Origin of the sequence: Cryobacterium sp. TMT2-4, from assembly GCF_004402575.1 — a bacterium.
Classification (GTDB): domain Bacteria; phylum Actinomycetota; class Actinomycetes; order Actinomycetales; family Microbacteriaceae; genus Cryobacterium; species Cryobacterium sandaracinum.
In genome coordinates this window covers 16168-35800 of record NZ_SOGE01000014.1, presented here as the reverse complement: position 1 = coordinate 35800, position 19633 = coordinate 16168, and the positions used below count along the sequence as shown (strand labels likewise).

Genomic DNA, 19633 nt, shown 5'->3' with positions numbered 1-19633 from the left:
AGTTCTTTCGTTCACGGCGGACGGCTGCTCTCAGTGTGAGGTTTCCGTTCCTTTAGCAAAAGCGAATCTTTATGATCGATATTGATTAGCATTTATGATCAGTATTGAGACGATCGAGGAGGGTGACGGATGCTGGATGTGCGCCGACTGCGTCTGCTGCACGAGCTCAAGATCCGCGGCACCCTGGCGGGAGTCGCTGAGGCCCTCGCTTACAGCCCGTCCGCCGTGTCGCAGCAGCTTGCGCTACTGGAGAAAGAGGCCGGGGTTTCCCTGTTGCAGAAGGTCGGGCGCCGGGTGCGGCTCACCCCGCAGGCCGAGGTTCTGGTGCTGCACACGACCTACCTGCTCGAACGGCTGGAACTGGCCGAGGCGGAGATGACCGCGTCGCTGACGACCGTGTCCGGCACGGTGCGCGTGGCCCTGTTCCAGTCCGCGGCGCACGCCCTCATCCCTCAGGCCCTCACGTTGCTCGCCGAGGAGTTCCCCGAGCTGCGGGTCGAGGTCACCGAGCGCGAGCCGGAGCGCGGCCTGTTCGAGGTGTCTGCGCGCGATTTCGACCTCGTGCTCGCCGAACAGTATCCCGGGCACACCCGGGTGCACTGGCCTGACCTGGACCGTGTGAACCTGGCGACGGATGCGCTCCGGCTGGCCGTTCCGCCCTCGCGCGGCGGCCGCGCGGCGGCAGCGTCGCTCGCCGACGCCGCCGATCTGCCCTGGGTGATGGAGCCGGAGGGAACCGCCTCACGGCACTGGGCGACCCAGCTCTGCCGGTCGGCGGGATTCGAGCCCGACGTGAGGTTCGAGACGGCCGACCTGATCGCGCACATCCGCCTGATCGAATCCGGCAATGCCGTCGGCATCCTGCCGGACCTGATCTGGGCCGGGAAGATGCCGACCGTCCGCGGTGTCGAGCTGCCCGGCGGGCCGCTACGCACCGTCTTCTCCTCGGCCCGGCGCTCGAGTGCCAGCCGACCGGGCGTGCTCGCCGTGCGCGACGCCCTGGCCCGCGCCGTGGAACTGGTAGCCGCCCCGGTGACAGGCTGACCTTCCCCGGCTTTGATCGTTGAACGGGCGCGTCCGGCGGCTCGCGTCGACACCCGTGAACGGAGCCCCACCATGACGAAGCCAACCGCTGTGCTCGCCTTCGCCGCCGTCGCCCTCGCGCTGGGCCTGACCGGATGCTCCACCGGCACCGACGGCTGCAACCGGCTCGTCGGCACCTGGTCGATGAGTGGCGACGCCGACGAGCTCGGCGCGCTCGAACGTGCCGACTGACCCGGCCGGGCGGGCAAGCTGCGCGGGCCCGACGCCCCGGGCTGGTCTCGGTTCCTGAGTAGTCTCGGTGCATGAGCGAACCCACACACGATGTCGTGATCATCGGCGGCGGACACAACGGCCTGACGGCCGCCACCTATCTGGCCCTGGCCGGCAAAAGCGTTCTCCTACTCGAGCAAGGCGAACACGTCGGAGGCGCGGCCATCTCCGCCCCGGCCTTCCCCGGCGTCGACGCGCGGCTCTCGCGCTACTCCTACCTGGTCAGCCTGCTCCCGCAGCGAATCATCGACGAGCTCGGTCTCGAGATCGGGCTGGCCCGGCGCCGGTACTCCTCGTACACCCCCGATCCGGCCGACACCCGAACCGGACTCCTGGTCGACCGCGGCGACGAGCCGGCCACCCGCGCCAGCTTCGACCGGGTCGGCGCGGCCGCCGATTTTTCCGCCTGGAATGCCTTCTACCGTGACACGGAGAGCGTTGCCCGGGCGCTCTTCCCCACCGTCTGCGAGCCGCTGCCCACGCGCTCGGAGGCCAGGACCCTGCTCGGAGACGACATGCTTTGGGAGCAGTTCTTCGAGCGGCCGCTCGGCGGCGCGCTCCGTGATCGCTTCCAGAACGACCTCGTGCGCGGGGTGGTCGCCACCGACGGCCTGATCGGCACCTTCACGTCGCTGGACAGCGCGGAGCTCGACGCGAACCGCTGCTTCCTGTACCACGTCATCGGCAACGGGACCGGGGACTGGGACGTGCCGGTCGGCGGCATGGGCGCCGTCTCCGGCGAGCTGGAGAAGGCCGCCCGGCAGGCCGGCGCCCGGATCGTGACGGAGGCCGAGGTCACCGGCGTCACGCCGGAGGGCGAGGTGAGCTACCGGCACGGCGGCGCCCTGCGGGTCGTTCAGGGCCGGCACGTGCTCGCCAACGTCGCCCCGTGGGTGCTGCGGGGTCTCCTCGGCGAGGCCGCGCCGGCATCCGTGCGCCCCGACGTCGAGCCGGGTGCCGGCCCGAGTGCCGGGCCGAGCGCGGGGCCCGACGCCAAACCGGAGGGCGCGCAGGTCAAGGTGAACCTGCTGCTCCGCCGACTGCCGCTGCTGCGCGACGAGGACGTGTCCCCCGAGGCCGCGTTCGGCGGCACCTTCCACATCAACGAGACCCTGACGCAGCTGGAGAGCGCCTACGACCAGGCCGACCACGACGGCTTCCCCGAGCTGCTGCCCTGCGAGATCTACTGCCACTCGCTCAGCGACCCGAGCATCCTCTCCCCCGAGCTCGTCGCCGCCGGCGCGCAGACCCTCACGGTGTTCGCGCTGCACGCCCCGCACCGCTGGCTCACCGAGGAGAACAACGACGTCAGCCGCGACCGGCTGCAAGCCGCCGTTCTGGCGTCGCTGAATTCCGTTCTGGCCGAACCCATCGAGGACCTCTTGCTGAGCGATGCCGCCGGCCGGCCCTGCATCGAGACGAAGACCACGCTCGACCTGGAGCACGCCCTCAACCTCCCCGGCGGCAACATCTTCCACGGTCCTCTGGAATGGCCGTTCCTCGAGGACGACGCGCCGCGATCCACCGCGGCCGAGCGTTGGGGGGTGGCGACGGAGCATCCGCGGATTCTGATCTGTGGGGCGGGCGCCAGACGCGGCGGCGGCGTCAGCGGCATCGGCGGTCACAATGCGGCGATGGCGGTGCTCGAGGGGTAGGCGCCGGGTCCCGGCCGGAGGGCGTGGCTGTTGATCCCCGCCCGGAGAAGGGCATAGTTTTGTACTGAGGCCCGTGCCTCACTCACCGTGGAGGTTCGCATGTCATTCAAGCCAACCGGACGCCTTGCCTATCGCGAAGACGGTCTGTACCTCATGCTCGACCGGCTCTTCAGCGCGTCGAAGGACGACGTGTGGGCGAGCGTGAGCCGGTCCGCCGGTCTCCACGGCTGGATCGGAACCTACACGGGCGCTCCCGAGACCGGCGCCGTGCGATTCAAGTTGGACGAAGCGGATGCCGAGTGGGAGTACGTGAGCATTATCAAGTGCATCCCGCCGAAGCGGTTCACCGCCGACATCGGCGAGGGTGCCGCCGCCCGGCACGTGATTCTGCACCTCGTCGAGGGGGCGGGGATGACCACCCTCACCTTCGGCCAGCGCCTGCACTCCGCCGCGGAGGCCGCCACCGTCGGCCCGTTCTGGGACTACTACTTCGACCGTCTCGTTGCGGCGCGCACCGGCCAGCCGATACCCGCCCGGACCCACTACAAGCCCCACGTCGAGTATTACAGTGAGCTCATCCCGCCCAAGAAGGCCACCGAACCCACCGTCTAGTCCTGATCGATTGGTTGTGTCGCTCGCGGAGGATCAGAGCTGATCGCCCCGCGTGGACGCTGGTCGCCCGCGTGGACGCTGGTCAGCACAGGCGCCACGCCAGACCCGGCGTCGAACCAATTCGACGGAGATTCTCGGGTAAAACTGCATTTCCGTACTGTTTCGGGTTGATTCGGGCAGAATCTCCGTCGAATTCGTTCGGGCTACGGGCGAGGGTGCCGCAGGACCCTGGGCTCGGCTGACACGGCAGACACGGCGCGTGGCGCTCCCACTCAGGTCCAGTGGCTGGGGGCGGCGGCGCGGGTGGCGGGCATCGCGACATCCGCGCTCCACTCGAGCAGCCAGGCCGGCACCGTCACGTCCTCGGGCACCGCGCCCACGGCGTCGACGAGCTCGTCGATGCCCACGACCCCTCCGCTGCGCTTCAGGAACCGTCCGCGGATGAAGCCCTGCGCGTAGATCTCCGGGGTGCCGTCGGCGTCCGGCCGCACGAACCGCTGCTCCACGTAGACGGCCTTCTCGTCGAAGCCCAGGATGCGCGACTCCACCGTGAACTTCTGGCCGAGGGTCAGCGACTTGCGGAAACTAATCGTCTCCGACACCACCACCGGGTACCAGCCGCGCTTCAGGAAGATCGCCCAGATGCCGGTACGGTGCAGCATGTCGAAGCGGGCGATGTCCATGATCGACAGGTATACGCCGTTGTTCATATGCCGAAGGATGTCCTGGTCGGTCGGCAAAGTGATGAACCGGGTGCTGGCCACGTCGTAGTGGCCCAGGCGCGGGCCGAAGCGGGAGAGGACGGAGTGCAGGAGGGTGCGCCAGAGCATGTGCATCTTGAGAGGCTAGCCACCGGCGGTGCCGGGGCGCATTCTGCTGCCGCGAGCCACAAGCATCCGGGCCCGCACGACCGGAACCTGCACGATTACCACAGTGCCTCCGGTTGAGCGTGCCCGTTCCGCGGGTCACTCTCGACCGGACCAGGCACACTCGCGACAGCGGATGCCCCGGACTCCCGGCCGGGTTAACCTTTCGTATATGGTCCCATTGCCCAACCTGCTGACGTTCGCGCTGGCATCCGTCGCCCTGATCGTGCTGCCCGGACCCACCGTGCTGTTCGTGATCGGGCGGTCCCTGGCGCTCGGACGCCTCGGCGGCCTGCTGAGCGTGCTCGGCAACGCCCTCGGGCTGATCCCGGCGGTCGCGGCCGTCGCGCTTGGCCTCGGCGCAATCGTGACCGGGTCGATCGTGGTGTTCACGACGATCAAGTTCGCCGGCGCCGCGTACATCGTCTACCTCGGCGTGCAGGCCATCCGGCACCGGCACGCGGCCGCCCGGAGCATCGGTCTGAGCAGCGTGCCGAAGACGAAGTGGCGCCTGCTGGCCGAGGGATCGGTCGTGGGGATCAGCAACCCCAAGTCGATCGTGTTCTTCGTGGCCGTGCTGCCCCAGTTCGTGGACTACTCGGCCGGGGCCGTCCCGCTGCAGCTGCTGACCCTGGGCCTTGTGTTCGTGCTGCTTGCCCTGCTCGGCGACAGCGTGTGGGCCCTCGCAGCAGGCTCGGCCCGCGATTGGTTCGCCTCGTCCCCCCGCCGCATGGAGCACCTCTCCGCGGGCGGCGGCGTCATGATGATCGGCCTCGGCGGCGTGCTCGCCGCCACGGGCGCCCAAGCCTGACCTTGCCCCCGGTGGTCGACCGCGGTTCCGATATCGGCCCCGAAAGTCGGGCCTGTCGGACCCGGTGAGCCGATGTCCGAAGGTTTCTCTGCGGCCCGCATCCGTCGCGGCGCACCCGGTGGAAGCTGGCGGACCGTAGAACATGCGCCGGCTTCCACAGGGTGCGCCATGAACGTTCTAGGCGACGGTTGCGACGGCCGCGAGCGGCACCCCGGCGACGCGGCGCACGAAGGCACCCAGGCGGCGGTAGACCTCTTGCGATTCCGGATGTGCGGCGTCCTGCTGCCAGGTGTGGCGCGTGTTGGTCTGCTTCCGGTCGTAGATCAGCGCGTCGACCGCGATGGAGCGCCGGCGCAGCGCAGCGATGAAATTGAGGTTCGCCCGGTAGAAGTGGTCACGCTCCGAGGTGGTCACGAACTCCGGCGGGAACCTGCGCTCGAGCCACTCGATCGGGGACATGAACCGGGCCGCGGTACGCAGCACGACCCCGCGGCCGCGCTCCGGCAGCAGCATCCGCAGAAGATTCAGGCTCAGCACGAATCCGCGCTCGAACATCACCGAGATGTCGGCGATGTTCGAGCGCGATCCGGTGGGGATCCCCGCCGAACTCCTCGATGTGGCGGGCCACCCAGCGCAACACCTCGTTGCCGTCGTCCAACATGTGCTTCAGCTGGAAGCGCGTCGCCATCCGGTAGTTCGCGTTGACGACGATCATGCCGTTGACCGCCTGGCTGGCCGCGTACTCCGTCAGCGGCGCCTTGTCGCCCGTGGACAACCTCGGAAGACCTCAGCTCAGGGGTTGTGGGCGGCTCCTCCGTGCACACCCGTGGCCTCGAGCACCGCGCGCGCCAGGGTGTGGAAGTGCAGGTTGAACCCCAGCACGGCCGGCGTGGAGTCCGGGTCGATGTCGAGCCGGGCCACATCGACCGCGTGCACGATGAACTGGTACCGGTGCGTGCCGGTGCCGGCCGGAGGGCTCGCGCCGACGAAAGCCGACTGACGGCCTTCATTGGGCAGGGTCACGGCACCCCTCGGCAGCAGCCGGCCGCCCGGAGCGCCGGCGTCTGCGGGCAGGGCCACGCAGTCGGCCGGCAGGTTGACGACCGCCCAATGCCAGAATCCGGACCCGGTCGGAGCGTCCGGGTCGTACAGGGTCACCGCGAAACTCTTCGTGTCGGCCGGGAATCCCGACCACTCCAGGTGCGGGGACAGGTTCCGGCCGCCGGAGCCGGTGCCGTACTGCGCCGCGGTGAGGGGCACTCCGTCGGTCATGTCCGTGCTCGTCAGCGTGAATAGCGGTACAGCGCCGAACCGGGCGAGAGGATCGTTCTGGGCCATTGGGCCTCCAATTGGTTGCCAGAAGCTTAGCCAGCCGGCCACCCGGCCCGCGCCCCCCACCCAAGCACCCACCCGGATATCAGCCGATTACCAGCTGGCGAACTCGGTAAAATGGCGCGGTGGCTATTCCGAAGATCCTGCTCTATTACGTCTTCACCCCGCTGGCCGACCCCGAGGCCGTGCGTCTCTGGCAGCGAGACCTGTGCGAATCGCTGGGCCTGCGCGGGCGAATCCTGATCTCCACCGACGGCCTCAACGGCACCGTCGGCGGCGATCTTCCCGCGATCAAGCGCTATCTGCGCAAGACTCGGGACTACGCCCCGTTCAAGAATCTCGACGTCAAGTGGAGCGAGGGCACCGGGCTCGATGAGCAGGGTTTGAGCCTCGACTTCCCCCGGCTGGTCGTGAAGGTGCGGGATGAGATCGTGAGCTTCGGCGCACCCGGCGAGTTGCGCGTCGACGCCGGCGGCGTGGTCGGCGGCGGCGCCAAGCTCTCCCCGGCCGAGCTGCACGCCCTCGTCGGTGAGCGAGGCGACGAGGTCGTTTTCTTTGACGGCCGCAACGCGTTCGAGGCCGAGATCGGCCGCTTCCAGAACGCGATCGTGCCGGATGTCGCCAACACCCGCGAGTTCGTGGCTGAGCTGGAGAGCGGCACGTACGACCACCTCAAGGACAAGCCCGTCGTCACCTACTGCACCGGCGGCATCCGCTGCGAGGTGCTCAGTTCCCTGATGAAGGAGCGCGGCTTCGGCGAGGTCTACCAGCTTGACGGCGGCGTCGTGCGCTACGGCGAGGCCTTCGGCGACGACGGCCTCTGGAACGGTTCGCTCTACGTCTTCGACCAGCGGATGTCGCTGGACTTCAGCGACCATACCGCCATGATCGGGCGCTGCTTGGTGTGCGGTGAACCGACGAAGAATCTGCTCAACTGCCGAGATCCCTCCTGCCGGGAACAGCTCGTCGTCTGCCCGGGCTGCGTCGCTGCCAAGGCCCCGGCGTGCGCGGCCCACGCCACCGCCCACGCTGACGCGCACACCCGGGCCTGACCGGCCGCGGTGCGCCCTCTCGCAGATGCCGACATGCTACTTCCCCGGGGCAGGAGGCGGGGCTGTGATTGGATGCACTGTGACCTTTGATGCGCAGACGATCCGACCCAGCTTTCCCGCCCTCGCCACCGGCACGGCCTTCTTCGACGGCCCGGGCGGCACCCAGACCCCTCTGGCGGTCGGTTCCGCGATCGCGTCGACGCTGACCGGTCCGCTCTCGATCCGGGGAACCGGAAGTACCTCCCAGCAGAACGCGGAGGACGCCGTCACCGGGTTCCGGAGCGCCATGGCGGATCTGCTCGGCGCCGAAGAACGCGGAATCGTCTACGGACGCAGCGCCACGCAGCTGACCTACGACCTGGCGAACGCCCTGTCCGCCGGATGGGGCCCGGGCGACGAGGTCGTGGTCACCCGGCTCGACCACGACGCGAACATCCGCCCGTGGATGCAGGCCGCCGACCGGGCCGGCGCCACGGTGCGTTGGGCGGACTTCGACCCGGCCACCGGTGAGCTGAGCGTCCCGGACATCGCCGCGGTCCTCAGCGAGCGCACCCGGCTGGTAGCCGTGACCGCCGCCTCCAACCTGATCGGCACCCGCCCGCCCGTGGCGGCGATCGCCCGGCTCGCACATTCCGTCGGCGCGCTCCTCTACGTCGACGGCGTGCACTACACGCCGCACGCGTCGGTGGACGTCGCGGCGCTGGGAGCGGACTTCTTCGTCTGCTCGGCCTACAAGTTCTTCGGTCCGCACTGCGGGATTCTCGCTTCCGCGCCCGCGCTGCTCGAAACGATATATCCCGACAAGCTGGTGCCCTCGAGCGACCAGGTGCCCGAGCGTTTCGAGCTGGGCACGCTCCCCTACGAGACGATGGCGGGGGTCACGGCTGCCGTCGAATTCCTCGCCGGCCTCGGCGACGCCGCGCCGGCCGGGGCCTCTCGGCGGGAGCGCCTGATCCGCTCGTCCCAGGCTCTCGAACACCACGAGGAGACCCTGCGCGGCAAACTGGAGGCCGGCCTGGCGGAGCTGCCGGGGGCGCGACTGCACTCGAGGGCTGCCGTGCGCACACCCACCGTGCTGGTCACGTTCACCGGCCACGACACCGCGGATGCGTCCCGCCACCTGTGCAAGCAGGGCATCCTCGCCCCCGCCGGCTCGTTCTACGCCCTCGAAGCCTCCCGGCACCTCGGACTCGGCGACCGTGGCGGCCTGCGGATCGGCCTCGCCCCCTACAACACCGTCGATGAGGTGGCCCGGCTGCTCGCCGCACTGAGCGTCTTCCTCCGCGTCACCTGACCCGGTCGTCTCCGCCCCTAGGCTGGAACCAGATCCCAGAGATCGACTATCAGCGCGGGACTACCAGCAACGAAGGGGGAACGGATGCCGGTCGGCGCGGTCATCGAGTTCAGCAACATCACCAAGACGTTCGGCAACGTCACCGCGGTGGACAACCTGTCCTTCACCGTGGAGCCCGGCCGGGTCACCGGCTTTCTCGGCCCCAACGGCGCCGGAAAGACCACCACGCTGCGCATGCTGCTCGGGCTGGTCGCGCCCACGTCCGGCACGGCCACCATCGACGGCATCCGCTACCGTGACCTGCCGCGCCCGCTGCAGACCGTCGGGGCCGCCCTGGAGGCAGCCAGCTTCCATCCCGGCCGCAGTGCCCGGAACCACCTGGCGGTCTACGCCATCGCGGCGGGGCTGCCCTCCGCCCGCATCGACGCGGTGCTGCACACGGTCGGCCTCGGCGCACACGGCGCCCAGCGTGTCGGCGGCTTCTCGCTCGGCATGCGGCAGCGGCTCGGCCTGGCCTTCACCCTGCTCGGCGACCCCGGCGTGCTCGTGTTGGACGAGCCGATCAACGGGCTCGACCCGGAGGGGATCAAATGGATCCGCGGCTTCCTCCGCACCATGGCCGACGAGGGGCGCACGGTCCTGGTCAGCTCCCACCTGCTCTCCGAGGTGCAGCAGAGCGTCGACGACGTGATCATCATCGCCGACGGAGCCCTCGTGCACCGAGGCACCCTGTCGAGCCTCGAGACCGAGGCGGCGCCGCGCATCCTGGTCGACTCCCCCGACCGCACTGCTCTTGAGGCCGCCCTCAGCCAGGCCGGCATCGAGTTTTCCACCGGGCGCACCGGGTTGTTCGCCGCTGCGCCCGACCCGGCCCTGATCGGCCACATCGCGTTCTCGGCCGGCGTGGAACTCAGCGCTTTGCACCGGGAGAGGAAGGGGCTCGAGGAGGCATTCCTCGCCCTCGTGAACGGCCACGCAAACGGAAACGGAGGCGAGTCGCGATGACGTCCTTCAGCCGCGCCCTCGGTGCCGAGTTCGCCAAGCTCGGCACAACGCGCCTGTGGTGGGTCCTCGCCGCGGTCATGTTCGGTTATATCGCCCTGCTCGCCGGCGGCCTCTCGGCGCTGTTCGCGGGGATCGAGAGCGGCGCGATCAGCCCGGATGCCGCCGGTACCGGATCCCAGGGACTCGCCGGGTTCGGCAGCCTCCCACCCCTGATCTACAGCTTCGCGTCATCCGTCGGCTATGTCTTCCCGGTTCTGCTCGGGGCCCTCGCCACCACGGGCGAATTCCGGCACCAGACCCTCACCCCCACGTTCCTCGCCAATCCCAGGCGGGCCCAGGTGCTCGGGGCCAAGACGATCGCTCTCTTCGTGGTCGGCGCGGTCTTCGGGGTCGTCGCGCTGCTCGCATCCGTCGGCGTCGGCGCGCTCGTCATCAACGCGTTCGACGTCGACCCGCTGCTGGCCGATAGCGCTACCTGGGCGCTGATCGGCCGCACGGTGCTCGCCATGGCCATCTGGTCGACCATCGGTGTGGGCCTCGGCGTGCTCGTGCATAGCCAAGTAGCGTCGATCGTCATCGTGCTCGCCTTCACCCAGTTCGTCGAACCGCTGCTGCGCTTCGCATCCCTGTTCACCGACGTGACGCGAGGGATCGGCAACTACCTGCCGGGGGCCGCCTCCGATGCCCTGGTCGGCGCGAGCTTTTTCACCCTCGCCGCGCCGGGAGGCACCCCGGCGGCGCTGCTCGAGTGGTGGCAGGGCGGGCTCGTCCTCCTGGCCTACATGCTCGCCGCGACCGTGATCGGCTATGCGGTCAGCTGGAAGCGCGACGTCACCTGACCACCTGACCCGAACGCCCGCGTAGTCTCGACGCATGGGTATTGAGACTGAGTTCCGGGCCATCGTCGTCGACCGCATCGAAAATGCCGAGGGCCGGAAGACGCAGAGCGCGGCCATTCGCGTGGTTGACGACGGCTTCCTGATGGCCGGCGACGTCACCATCGCGGTCGAGTACTCAAGCATCAACTACAAGGACGGGCTCGCCCTGATGGGCCGCCCCGGGGTCGTGCGCGCCTGGCCCCTGGTCGCCGGGATCGACCTGGTCGGAACGGTCGAGCAGAGCGCCGACCCGCGCTGGTCGGCCGGAGACCAGGTCATCCTCAACGGGGCCGGTCTGAGCGAGACGCACCACGGCGGGTTGGCCGAACGGGCCCGCGTGTCGGGGGGCTCCCTGGTGCGGCTGCCTAACGGTATCAGCGCCGTGCGGGCCGCCGCGATCGGCACGGCCGGGTTCACCGCCATGCTGTCCGTGCTTGGCCTCGAACGGGGTGGGGTCACGCCGGAGTCCGGTGCCGTGCTCGTGACCGGCGCTGCCGGCGGGGTCGGCAGCGTCGCCGTGGCACTGCTCGCCGCCCGCGGCTTCCAGGTGCACGCGTCAACCGGCCGCATCGATGAGCTCGGGGACTACCTGCGCGGGCTCGGTGCCGTCGAACTCGTCGATCGCCGCACCCTCAGCGAGGCCGGCAAACCGCTGCAGGGCCAGCGCTGGGCCGGGGCCGTCGATTCGGTCGGCAGCGCCACCCTCGCCAACGTCCTCGCCCAGACGAACTACGGCGGAGTGGTCACCTCCTGCGGCCTGGCCCAGGGGGCCGACCTTCCGGCCACGGTCATGCCCTTCATCCTGCGCGCCGTCAGCCTGATCGGGATCAATTCGGTCGAGGCTCCGCTCGCCCAGCGCGAGGAGGCCTGGCAGCGCCTCGCCTCGGACCTCGACCTGGGCCTGCTCGACCACCTCACCCAGGTGATCCCGCTGGAGGCGAGCTTCGATGCCGCCGCGGGCATCCTCGCGGGCACCATGCACGGTCGAACCGTCGTCGACGTGCGCCGCTAGCACGCGACTCCGAGGCTGCGGCTGCGGCTGCCGCTGCCGCTGCCGCTGCCGCTGCGGCTTAACGTCGTCCCGAACGAATTCGACGGATACAGCAGGGGAGCCGAGATTTTGCTCAAAACAGGCCCTAAACATCCGTCTCAGTCCGGAATCGGTAGAATCTCCGTCGAATCGGTTCGACAGCGGACGTGCTCGACCAGTGGGACGGTCAACCGCCGAGCTTGAGCGACGCGATCAGGTCCGGGGCGTGGTTGGTGGTCAGGATCACCCGGGAGAACTCGTCGTCAATGAGGTCGATCACGACCGCCTGGCGCTTGCGCTTGATCGCCAGGAAGTCCTTGCCGCCGCGGAACTTCCAGGTGCCCACCGCGACCACCAGGGGCAGGCCCACCCCGGGAGAACGGATCCCGCGGATCCAGATCCACGGGTCATCCGTGATCGTCACCGAACGGATGTTCCCGCGCGGCACGACGATGTCCTCGCGCCGCAGGGCGAGGGTCTTCTCCGCTTTCGTGAGGTGGATCTCAAGCCGGTCAGGGTGAACGCGGAGGGAAGCCATGCGTCTAGTCTGCCTGTTCCGGGACGAAATCCACCTGTCGGAACCTCACAAAGGAATAACTCCCGGGTGTACGGGTCACACCTGCGGGTCACACCTGCGGGGTCGCGGCGGCCGCGGCCTTCGCTGCGGCAGGGAGGGCGTCAAGGATCCAGCCGACCGCGCGCTCGTCGTGGGCGTTGGAGACGAACCAGGCCTCGAACACGGACGGCGGCAGCGAAACGCCCTGATCCAGCATGGAGTGGAAGAACGGACCGTAGCGGAACGTCTCCTGGCGCTGCACCTGAGCGTAGTTCCGAGGCGCGCTGGCGGCGGCTTCGGCACCGAATACGAAGCTGAACAGGTTGCCGGCCCGCTGCACGCTGTGCGCGACACCCTCGGCCGAGAAGGCGGCGGAGACGGCCTCGGAGAGCAGCAGCGCGGTGGCGTCGATGCGCTCGTAGACGCTCTCGTCCAGGGCCCGCAAGGTGGCGATGCCGGCGGCGACCGCCACCGGGTTCCCGGAGAGCGTGCCGGCCTGATAGACCGGGCCGTTCGGAGCCAGGAAGTCCATCACGTCGGCGCGACCGCCGAGGGCCGCCACCGGCAGGCCTCCGCCGATGACCTTGCCGTAGGTGAACAGGTCCGGCGTGTAGTCCGCCTGCCCCTGGCCCACGGTGTCCAGTCCCCAGTAGCCGGCCGGATGCACCCGGAAGCCGGTGAGGACCTCGTCGATGATGAGGAGCGCGCCTTGCTCGTGCGCGAGGGCGGTGAGCGCGGCGTTGAAGCCGGCGTCGGGAGCCACGACACCCATGTTCGCCGCCGCCGCCTCGGTGATCACGGCGGCGATCCGGCCCGGGTGCGCCTCGAAGGCGACTCGTACGGCATCCAGGTCGTTGTACGGCAGCACGAGGGTCTGCGCGGCCGTCGCTGCCGTGACCCCGGCCGAGCCGGGCAGGGCCAACGTGGCCAGGCCGGACCCTGCCTGAGCCAGCAGTCCGTCCGAGTGACCGTGGTAATGCCCGGCGAACTTGATCAGCAGGTCGCGACCGGTGAAACCGCGGGCCAGACGGATGGCCGTCATGGTGGCCTCGGTGCCGGTCGAGACCAGGCGCAGCTTCTCGACCGCGCCGACGCGTTCCTCGATCAGTTCGGCCAGGATGGTCTCGCCGGGCGTAGAGGCACCGAAGGACAGGCCGAGCGCGGCGGCATCCTGCACCGCCTGCACGACCTCCGGGTGGGCGTGGCCGAGGATGGCCGGGCCCCAGGAGCTGACCAGGTCGACGTATTCACGCCCGTCCGAGTCGGTGACGTAGGCGCCCTTCGCTTTCACCAGGAACAGCGGGGTGCCCCCGACCGACCGGAAGGCCCGAACGGGTGAGTTCACTCCGCCGGGGATGGCTCGCTGCGCGCGGGCGAAGAGATCGTCGTTGCGGGACATCATCGGGCCTGTCTTTCGTTGAACCAGGTGGCCAGTTCGACCGCCCAGTAGGTGAGCACGGCGTCCGCTCCGGCGCGACGGATGCTGAGCACGGACTCCTCGACGGCCCGGCGGCGGTCGATCCAGCCGTGGGCGGCTGCGGCCTCAATCATCGCGTATTCACCGGACACCTGGTAGGCCCAGACCGGAACGTCACTGACGGCGGCGACCTCGGCGAGCACGTCGAGATAGCTGCCGGCGGGCTTCACCATCACGATGTCGGCGCCCTCCTGGATGTCGAGCCGGGCCTCGCGCACGCCCTCCCGGCGGTTCGCCGGGTCGAGCTGGTAGCTGCGCCGGTCACCGTCGAGGGTTGACTCCACCGCGTCGCGGAAGGGACCGTAGAAGGCCGAGGCGTACTTGGCCGAGTAGGCGAGCACGGCCGTATCGACGTAGCCGTTCTGGTCGAGCGCCTGGCGCACGGCGGCAACCTGGCCGTCCATCATTCCGCTCAGGCCGAGTAGCTGCGAGCCGGAGGCCGCCTGCACGAGCGCCATGTCGCAGTAGCGCTCGAGGGTGGAATCGTTGTCGACGCTGCCGTCTGCGCCGACCAATCCGCAGTGGCCGTGGTCGGTGAACTCGTCGAGGCAGAGGTCGGTCTGCACGACGAGGGCGTCGCCGACCTCGTCGGCCAGCGCGCGGGTGGCGGCGTTGAGGATGCCGTCGGGATCGGTCGCCCCGGAGCCGACGGCGTCGCGCACGGTCGGCACCCCGAAGAGCATGACGCCGCCGATGCCCGCTCCCGCGGCCTCGGTCACCGCCCGCCGGGCGCTGTCAATGGTGTGCTGAACCACCCCGGGCATCGACTGGATCGGCATCGGGTCGCCGCTGCCCTCCCGCACGAACATCGGAAGAACCAATTCGGAGGGGTGCAGACGGATTTCGCTGGCCAAGCGACGGAGCGCGGGAGTGGTGCGCAACCGTCGCGGGCGGATGACGGGGTTTATCACCCGTCAATGCTACGTCGCCGGGCCGGGCGTGCGCGAACCGTCAGCGGGATTGGGCGACGTGCACCAGGGCCTGGATCAAGGACTCGGCGCTGGGCGAATCGGCCACGACGTCGACGCGCAGGCCGATGGCCGCCGCATCCCGCGCCGTGCGCGGCCCGATGCAGGCCACCACGGTCGATTCGGGGATCGGCCCGAGTTGGTCCTGCACCTGCTGCGCCACGCTTCCGGAGGTGACGAGCAGGGCCTGGACAGTGCCGGCCGCGACGTCCGCGACGACGCGCTGGTCGACCGGGACGCCGATGGTGCGGTATGCGACGACCGATTCGACGTCGTGGCCGATCCGGCGCAGCCCCTCGGTCAGCAGCGGCTTGGCGATTTCCGAGCGGAGAGTGAGGATGCGCAGCGGCACCTGGCCCGAGGTGGCCGTTTCCCACTCCTCGAGGAGTCCGCGGGCCGAGTTGTCTTCGGAGGGGACGATGTCGACCCGGTAACCGGCCGCGATCAGAGCCGCGGCCGTTGTCTCGCCGACCGCCGCGATGCGCGTGGACGCGGCCACGACGGCACGGTGCGACGACAGAACGTCAACGGTCGTGGCGCTGGTCACGGTCATCCAGTCGAAGTCGCCCGCCGCGAGGCGTGCCAGGGCGGCCTCGAGCGCGGGGGCGTCGTCGGTCGGGGCGAAGTTGATCATGGGGGCCACGATCGGCTGGGCGCCCTTGGAACGCAGGTCGGCGGCGACGTGGTCGCCCCACGGGCCGCCGCGCGGCACGAGAACCCGCCAGCCGGTGAGCGGCTTGGCGAGGCTGGCTTTTGTCTTGTAACGCGAGTTCATCACGAAGTCACCTTGATCGGGGCGAAGTCGGCAGCGCCGCCGGCGAGCAGGTCAAACGAAACACGGTTGGACACGTCTTGCGCGGCTTCGGCCAGGTGCGCAATGGAGTGGGAGTCGGGGGTGGCGGCATGGGAGCTCACGACGCTGCGGGAGCCGTCCGGGCTGTACACCGTGGCGGTGAGGAACAGGAGCCCGTCGTCGATCGCGGCCATGGCGCCGATGGGCGCGGCGCAGCCGGCTTCGAGCCGCTCCAGCACCAGACGCTCGGCCATGACGGTGGTCTGGCTGGTCGAGTGATTGATCGCAGTGAGGGCCGTGGCGAGAGTACGGTCGAGCTTCCCGTCGCGCACCTCGAGCGCGAGCGCGCCCTGGCCGGGAGCGGTCGGCCAATCCGACAGTTCCAGGTATTCGCCGTCCACGGACTCGAGCAGCGCCAGCCGGCTGAGGCCCGCGGCGGCGAGCACGACGGCGTCGAGGTCGCCCTCGGCCACACGGTTCAGACGGGTCTCCACGTTGCCACGGATGTCCACGACGTCCAGGTCCGGGCGCAGCGATCGCAGCTGGGCGGCCCGGCGCGGTGACCCTGTGCCGACTCGCGCGCCCTCGGGCAGCGTGGTCAGGTTCAGCCCCTCGCGGGCGCAGAGCACGTCGCGCGCATCCGCCCGCTTCGGGGTGGCGCCGATTCGGAGGCCCGGGTAGGCGGCCGTCGGCAGATCCTTGAAGGAATGCACGACGACGTCGCATTCTTCGGCCAGGAGCGACTCCCGCAGGGCGCTGGCGAAGACGCCCGTGCCGCCCAGGCTTGACAGAGACTCGCGGGAGGTGTCGCCGTGCGTCGTGACCGTGACGATTTCGACCTCGGAGCCGGACGCGGTCGCGATGCGGTTCGCAATCGCAGTGGTCTGCGCCAGGGCGAGCGCGCTGCCACGGGTTCCGACGCGGATCAGGCTCACGGAGCCATCCCGGCGACGGCCGGCTTGAAGCCCAGGCGCACGTTCTCGCAGCAACCGGGGCGGCAGACGTCGTACCAGGGTCCGAGGTCGGTCTCGTGCGGACGAGCGTCGGCGGGGGTGTCGTTCATGCGCTCCTCAACCAGGTCGATGAGCCCGCTCACGAAGGCCGGGTCGACGCCGGGCGTCGGCACCCGCACGGACACCAGGCCGAGGTCCCCGGCGGTCTCGGTGGCCTCGTTGTCGAGGTCCCACATGACCTCCATGTGGTCACTGACGAAGCCGAGCGGCACGATGACGATGGCACGGATGCCCCGCTCCGGCAGCAACGCGATGGCGTCGTTGATGTCGGGCTCGAGCCACGGCATGGTGGGCGGCCCGCTGCGGGACTGGAAGACCAGCTGCCACGGGGTGTCCACCCCGACCATGACCTTCTGGGCGACGGCGAGGTGCTGCGCCGCGTAGGCGCCGCCCTCGCCGAAGCCGCGCTCGGCCGGGCCGCTCTTGTTGGCGTCGGTCATCGGGATCGAGTGGGTCGAGAACAGGATTTCGACCTCGGTGGCCAGGTCGATTCCGGGGACCTGGGCCACGACATCCGCGAGCCCCTTCTGGAGGGCGGTCACGAACGGGGTGACGAATCCGGGGTGGTCGAAGAACTGGCGCACCTTGTCGATGTGCACCACGCCCTCCAGCCCGGTCGCGGTCAGCGCGGCCGCGAAGTCCTCGCGGTACTGGCGGCAGCCGGAGTAGGAGCTGTAGGCGCTGGTGGCGATGGCCAGGAGCCGGGTCTGGCCGTTGTCGTTGGCCTCGCTGATGGTGTCGCGCAGGTAGGGTGCCCAGTTGCGGTTGCCCCAGAGCACGGGCAGGTTGATGCCGCGGCGTTCGAGTTCGGCCTGGAGCGCGGCGCGAAGCACACGGTTCTGGTCGTTGATCGGGCTGACCCCGCCGAAATGGCGGTAGTGCTTGGCGACCTCTTCGAGGCGCTCCTCGGGGATGCCGCGCCCGCCGGTGACGTTGCGCAGGAACGGGATCACATCGTCCTGACCCTCGGGGCCGCCGAAGCCGGCGAGCAGGATGGCATCGTAGGTAGTCATTACTGCAGAACCTCCACCAGTTCGGCCGTCGAGATGCGGCGGCCGGTGTAGAACGGGACCTCTTCGCGCACGTGGCGGCGCGCCTCGGTGTTGCGCAGTTCGCGCATCAGGTCGACGAGCTCGGTGAGCTCGTCGCTTTCGATCGGCAGCAGCCACTCGTAGTCGCCGAGGGCGAACGAGGAGACGGTGTTGGCGATGGCTCCGCGGAAGGCCGCGCCCTTGCGGCCGTGGTCGGCGAGCATGGCGCTGCGCTCGGCCTCCGGCAGCAGGTACCACTCGTAGCTGCGCACGAACGGGTAGAGGGTCAGCCAGCCCTTCGGCTCCACTCCGCGCAGGAACCCAGGCACATGGCTCTTGTTGAACTCGGCGTCGCGGTGCACGCCCATGGCGTTCCAGGTCGGCAGGAGGCTTTTGAGGAGGCGGCTACGACGCAGCTGGCGGTGGGCCCACTGCAGGGTCTCGGCCTCCGGTGCGTGGGTCCAGATCATCACGTCGGCGTCGGCGCGGAGCCCGGAGACGTCATAGAAGCCGCGGACGGTGACGCCCTCGGCCTCAACCAGACCGATGACGTCGTCGAGCTCCAGGACGGCTCGGGGCACATCGTGGCCGTCGAGGTCGTCCGGGTTGCTCGGATCTTTGCGCAGCACAGCGAAGAGCGTGAAACCCTGCGGCGACGCGTCTGGCGCGTCAGTCGTTCCGTGGGTCTCGGCAGAGGTGGTGGAGTGAGGTGGGTTTACTGCCTCTCCGGCAGCCGGGTGAGTCATAACTACTAGTCTCTACTCCTTTGCCGCGAGAGCCAAAATTGCGCGGTCGGGTACCGGCTTCCGTTGGCCTCAGCGGCGCTGCACGGCCCTGACACCGAGCCAGATGGCGCCCACCGCGGCCGTGGCCGCGCCCAGGACGATGCCGGCCAGTGCGAGGGGATTCTTCTCGCCGAGTTCGCGCAGGCGCACGTTGGCCAGGCGCGAGCGTACGCGCAACTGCCTCGGCACGTTGAGCCTGTACTCGATCGCGTCGAGCGTTTGCGCGAGTTCGACGCGGGCACGGGCGGCCTCGGCGCGCAACTCGGTCTTGGTGCGCGGAACGGCCTCAACCGTGACAGCTGCGACGCTCCCGCGGACGGCCTCATGTGTCGTCGTGTTCACTTCAGTGCTCATATTTGCCAACTCCCTTGAGGGCGTCGACGTCGCGACGGATGCTTTCCGTCACGCCGTCCGGATCCGATGACGTTCCAGCCTGCAGCCGGTTTCTGCCGACCAGCCCCAACAGGAGCGCGAGCAGCAACAGGGCGACCGCCACGATCAGGGTCGCGAGCCAGAGCGGCAGGACGAGGGCGAGCGCGATGACCGCGAGGGCGACCAGCACCAGAGCCGCGAAGAACGCGAACAGGGCCGCCCCGACGAAGAGCCCGATGCCCAGCCCGATGTTCTTGGCCTTACCGGCGAACTCCGCCTTAGCCGCGTCGAGTTCGGCCTTGACCAGGGCGATGATCTGACCGGGCAGCTCACCGAGAAGGTCGAACGTCGATTTCCGGCTCTTCGGGTTGAATTCGCTGTTTCTCACAGTTTCCCCTTCGTTCGGAGTGTCGCGGTGATTATTTCGTGGTGGTGTCGTCGGCGACCGTCGTCGGTGCGGTCGGCGCTGCGGTCGCCGGCGTCGGCACGGTGTAACTGGTCCCGGACGTCTTGGACGCCTTGGACTGCAGGGCCGAGGCGATCTTCTTGCCGGTCTCGAGGAGTGCCGACGGCACATCCCCGACCCGCTCGAGCGCGAAGTCGCGAGCCTCGTTCACCCGGCGCTGAACGGGCGGCGCGTTCCATACGTTGTCTGCCGCGGCCACGATCTGGTCGTAGCGCTTGCGCCCGGCGCGCGCGCCGAGGACGTATCCGACGAGTCCACCCGTGATGAACAGAAGCTTTCCCCGCATTGTCACTCCATTCCTCAAGGTGCACGTATCCCTCAGA

23 protein-coding genes are annotated in these 19633 nt (G+C 69.4%); 10 read left to right on the top strand and 13 right to left on the bottom strand.

Annotated features, from left to right (window positions below; all coding sequences use genetic code 11):
* Positions 1 to 129: 129 nt before the first annotated feature.
* The 4 genes from E3O54_RS03870 to E3O54_RS03860 all read left to right on the top strand — a co-directional run bounded on the left by E3O54_RS03870 (position 130) and on the right by E3O54_RS03860 (position 3581).
* Positions 130 to 1044, top strand: a complete 915-nt coding sequence (locus tag E3O54_RS03870; RefSeq protein WP_104099920.1) for a LysR family transcriptional regulator — start codon at positions 130 to 132, stop codon at positions 1042 to 1044.
* Between the two features lie 72 nt (positions 1045 to 1116).
* Positions 1117 to 1275 (top strand): hypothetical protein, encoded by a 159-nt coding sequence (locus E3O54_RS16200; RefSeq protein WP_166785361.1) that lies wholly within the window; start codon positions 1117 to 1119, stop codon positions 1273 to 1275.
* Positions 1276 to 1346: 71 nt separating this feature from the next.
* Complete coding sequence (locus tag E3O54_RS03865; RefSeq protein ID WP_134400984.1) at positions 1347 to 2969, top strand: NAD(P)/FAD-dependent oxidoreductase; 1623 nt, start codon at positions 1347 to 1349, stop codon at positions 2967 to 2969.
* 99 nt (positions 2970 to 3068) lie between these two features.
* Positions 3069 to 3581 carry a hypothetical protein gene (locus E3O54_RS03860; RefSeq protein ID WP_104099922.1) on the top strand — a complete coding sequence of 171 codons (513 nt, stop codon included), beginning with the start codon at positions 3069 to 3071 and terminating at the stop codon, positions 3579 to 3581.
* A gap of 272 nt (positions 3582 to 3853) precedes the next feature.
* Here the strand turns inward: E3O54_RS03860 and E3O54_RS03855 are convergent, their stop codons facing one another.
* Positions 3854 to 4417, bottom strand: a complete 564-nt coding sequence (locus E3O54_RS03855; protein ID WP_104099923.1) for a thioesterase family protein — start codon at positions 4415 to 4417, stop codon at positions 3854 to 3856.
* 202 nt (positions 4418 to 4619) lie between these two features.
* On the opposite strand from E3O54_RS03855, the gene E3O54_RS03850 reads away from it, so the two are divergent.
* A complete protein-coding gene (locus tag E3O54_RS03850; protein WP_134400983.1) occupies positions 4620 to 5258 on the top strand; it encodes a LysE family translocator in 639 nt (212 codons plus the stop codon).
* Between the two features lie 177 nt (positions 5259 to 5435).
* Here the strand turns inward: E3O54_RS03850 and E3O54_RS03845 are convergent, their stop codons facing one another.
* Together E3O54_RS03845 and E3O54_RS03840 are read right to left on the bottom strand one after the other, a co-directional pair.
* Positions 5436 to 5813 (bottom strand): hypothetical protein, encoded by a 378-nt coding sequence (locus E3O54_RS03845; RefSeq protein ID WP_241976749.1) that lies wholly within the window; start codon positions 5811 to 5813, stop codon positions 5436 to 5438.
* 237 nt (positions 5814 to 6050) lie between these two features.
* Positions 6051 to 6596, bottom strand: a complete 546-nt coding sequence (locus E3O54_RS03840; protein WP_104099926.1) for a YbhB/YbcL family Raf kinase inhibitor-like protein — start codon at positions 6594 to 6596, stop codon at positions 6051 to 6053.
* A gap of 119 nt (positions 6597 to 6715) precedes the next feature.
* On the opposite strand from E3O54_RS03840, the gene E3O54_RS03835 reads away from it, so the two are divergent.
* From E3O54_RS03835 to E3O54_RS03815, 5 genes are all read left to right on the top strand, one after another.
* Positions 6716 to 7642 (top strand): rhodanese-related sulfurtransferase, encoded by a 927-nt coding sequence (locus tag E3O54_RS03835; RefSeq protein ID WP_134400982.1) that lies wholly within the window; start codon positions 6716 to 6718, stop codon positions 7640 to 7642.
* Between the two features lie 79 nt (positions 7643 to 7721).
* A complete protein-coding gene (locus E3O54_RS03830; protein WP_104099928.1) occupies positions 7722 to 8936 on the top strand; it encodes a cysteine desulfurase-like protein in 1215 nt (404 codons plus the stop codon).
* An 84-nt stretch (positions 8937 to 9020) separates the two neighbouring features.
* Positions 9021 to 9941: an ABC transporter ATP-binding protein gene (locus tag E3O54_RS03825; protein WP_104099929.1), complete on the top strand. Its 921-nt coding sequence runs from the start codon at positions 9021 to 9023 to the stop codon at positions 9939 to 9941.
* The gene (locus tag E3O54_RS03820) at positions 9938 to 10780 is read left to right on the top strand and encodes an ABC transporter permease (RefSeq protein WP_134342529.1); all 843 of its coding nucleotides are present in this window, start codon (positions 9938 to 9940) and stop codon (positions 10778 to 10780) included. The genes E3O54_RS03825 and E3O54_RS03820 overlap by 4 nt, the downstream gene beginning before the upstream one ends.
* A 34-nt stretch (positions 10781 to 10814) precedes the next feature.
* Positions 10815 to 11831 carry an MDR family oxidoreductase gene (locus E3O54_RS03815; protein WP_134342528.1) on the top strand — a complete coding sequence of 339 codons (1017 nt, stop codon included), beginning with the start codon at positions 10815 to 10817 and terminating at the stop codon, positions 11829 to 11831.
* Positions 11832 to 12036: 205 nt separating this feature from the next.
* On the opposite strand, the gene E3O54_RS03810 is transcribed toward E3O54_RS03815, so the two are convergent.
* From E3O54_RS03810 to E3O54_RS16490, 10 genes are all read right to left on the bottom strand, one after another.
* Positions 12037 to 12387 (bottom strand): hypothetical protein, encoded by a 351-nt coding sequence (locus E3O54_RS03810; RefSeq protein WP_104099932.1) that lies wholly within the window; start codon positions 12385 to 12387, stop codon positions 12037 to 12039.
* An 88-nt stretch (positions 12388 to 12475) separates the two neighbouring features.
* Positions 12476 to 13804 carry a glutamate-1-semialdehyde 2,1-aminomutase gene (gene hemL / locus E3O54_RS03805; RefSeq protein ID WP_134401036.1) on the bottom strand — a complete coding sequence of 443 codons (1329 nt, stop codon included), beginning with the start codon at positions 13802 to 13804 and terminating at the stop codon, positions 12476 to 12478.
* Positions 13804 to 14790 carry a porphobilinogen synthase gene (hemB, locus tag E3O54_RS03800; RefSeq protein ID WP_370247314.1) on the bottom strand — a complete coding sequence of 329 codons (987 nt, stop codon included), beginning with the start codon at positions 14788 to 14790 and terminating at the stop codon, positions 13804 to 13806. The genes hemL and hemB overlap by 1 nt, the downstream gene beginning before the upstream one ends.
* A 43-nt stretch (positions 14791 to 14833) precedes the next feature.
* The gene (locus E3O54_RS03795; RefSeq protein ID WP_134342572.1) at positions 14834 to 15625 is read right to left on the bottom strand and encodes a uroporphyrinogen-III synthase; all 792 of its coding nucleotides are present in this window, start codon (positions 15623 to 15625) and stop codon (positions 14834 to 14836) included.
* Positions 15625 to 16578, bottom strand: a complete 954-nt coding sequence (gene hemC, locus E3O54_RS03790; protein WP_134342526.1) for a hydroxymethylbilane synthase — start codon at positions 16576 to 16578, stop codon at positions 15625 to 15627. The genes E3O54_RS03795 and hemC overlap by 1 nt, the downstream gene beginning before the upstream one ends.
* On the bottom strand, positions 16575 to 17669 hold the full coding sequence (locus tag E3O54_RS03785; protein WP_104099937.1) for a ferrochelatase: 1095 nt from the start codon (positions 17667 to 17669) through the stop codon (positions 16575 to 16577). The genes hemC and E3O54_RS03785 overlap by 4 nt, the downstream gene beginning before the upstream one ends.
* Entirely contained in the window at positions 17669 to 18433 is a 765-nt protein-coding gene (gene hemQ / locus E3O54_RS03780; RefSeq protein WP_104099938.1) for a hydrogen peroxide-dependent heme synthase, read from the bottom strand. Before hemQ ends, E3O54_RS03785 begins: the two co-directional genes overlap by 1 nt.
* 69 nt (positions 18434 to 18502) lie before the next feature.
* Positions 18503 to 18826 (bottom strand): DUF3618 domain-containing protein, encoded by a 324-nt coding sequence (locus tag E3O54_RS03775; protein ID WP_104099939.1) that lies wholly within the window; start codon positions 18824 to 18826, stop codon positions 18503 to 18505.
* Positions 18816 to 19232: a phage holin family protein gene (locus E3O54_RS03770; RefSeq protein ID WP_166784747.1), complete on the bottom strand. Its 417-nt coding sequence runs from the start codon at positions 19230 to 19232 to the stop codon at positions 18816 to 18818. Before E3O54_RS03770 ends, E3O54_RS03775 begins: the two co-directional genes overlap by 11 nt.
* Before the next feature lie 31 nt (positions 19233 to 19263).
* Positions 19264 to 19596, bottom strand: coding sequence for a hypothetical protein (locus tag E3O54_RS16490; RefSeq protein ID WP_174720183.1), 333 nt, complete (start codon positions 19594 to 19596; stop codon positions 19264 to 19266).
* Positions 19597 to 19633: the final 37 nt, after the last annotated feature.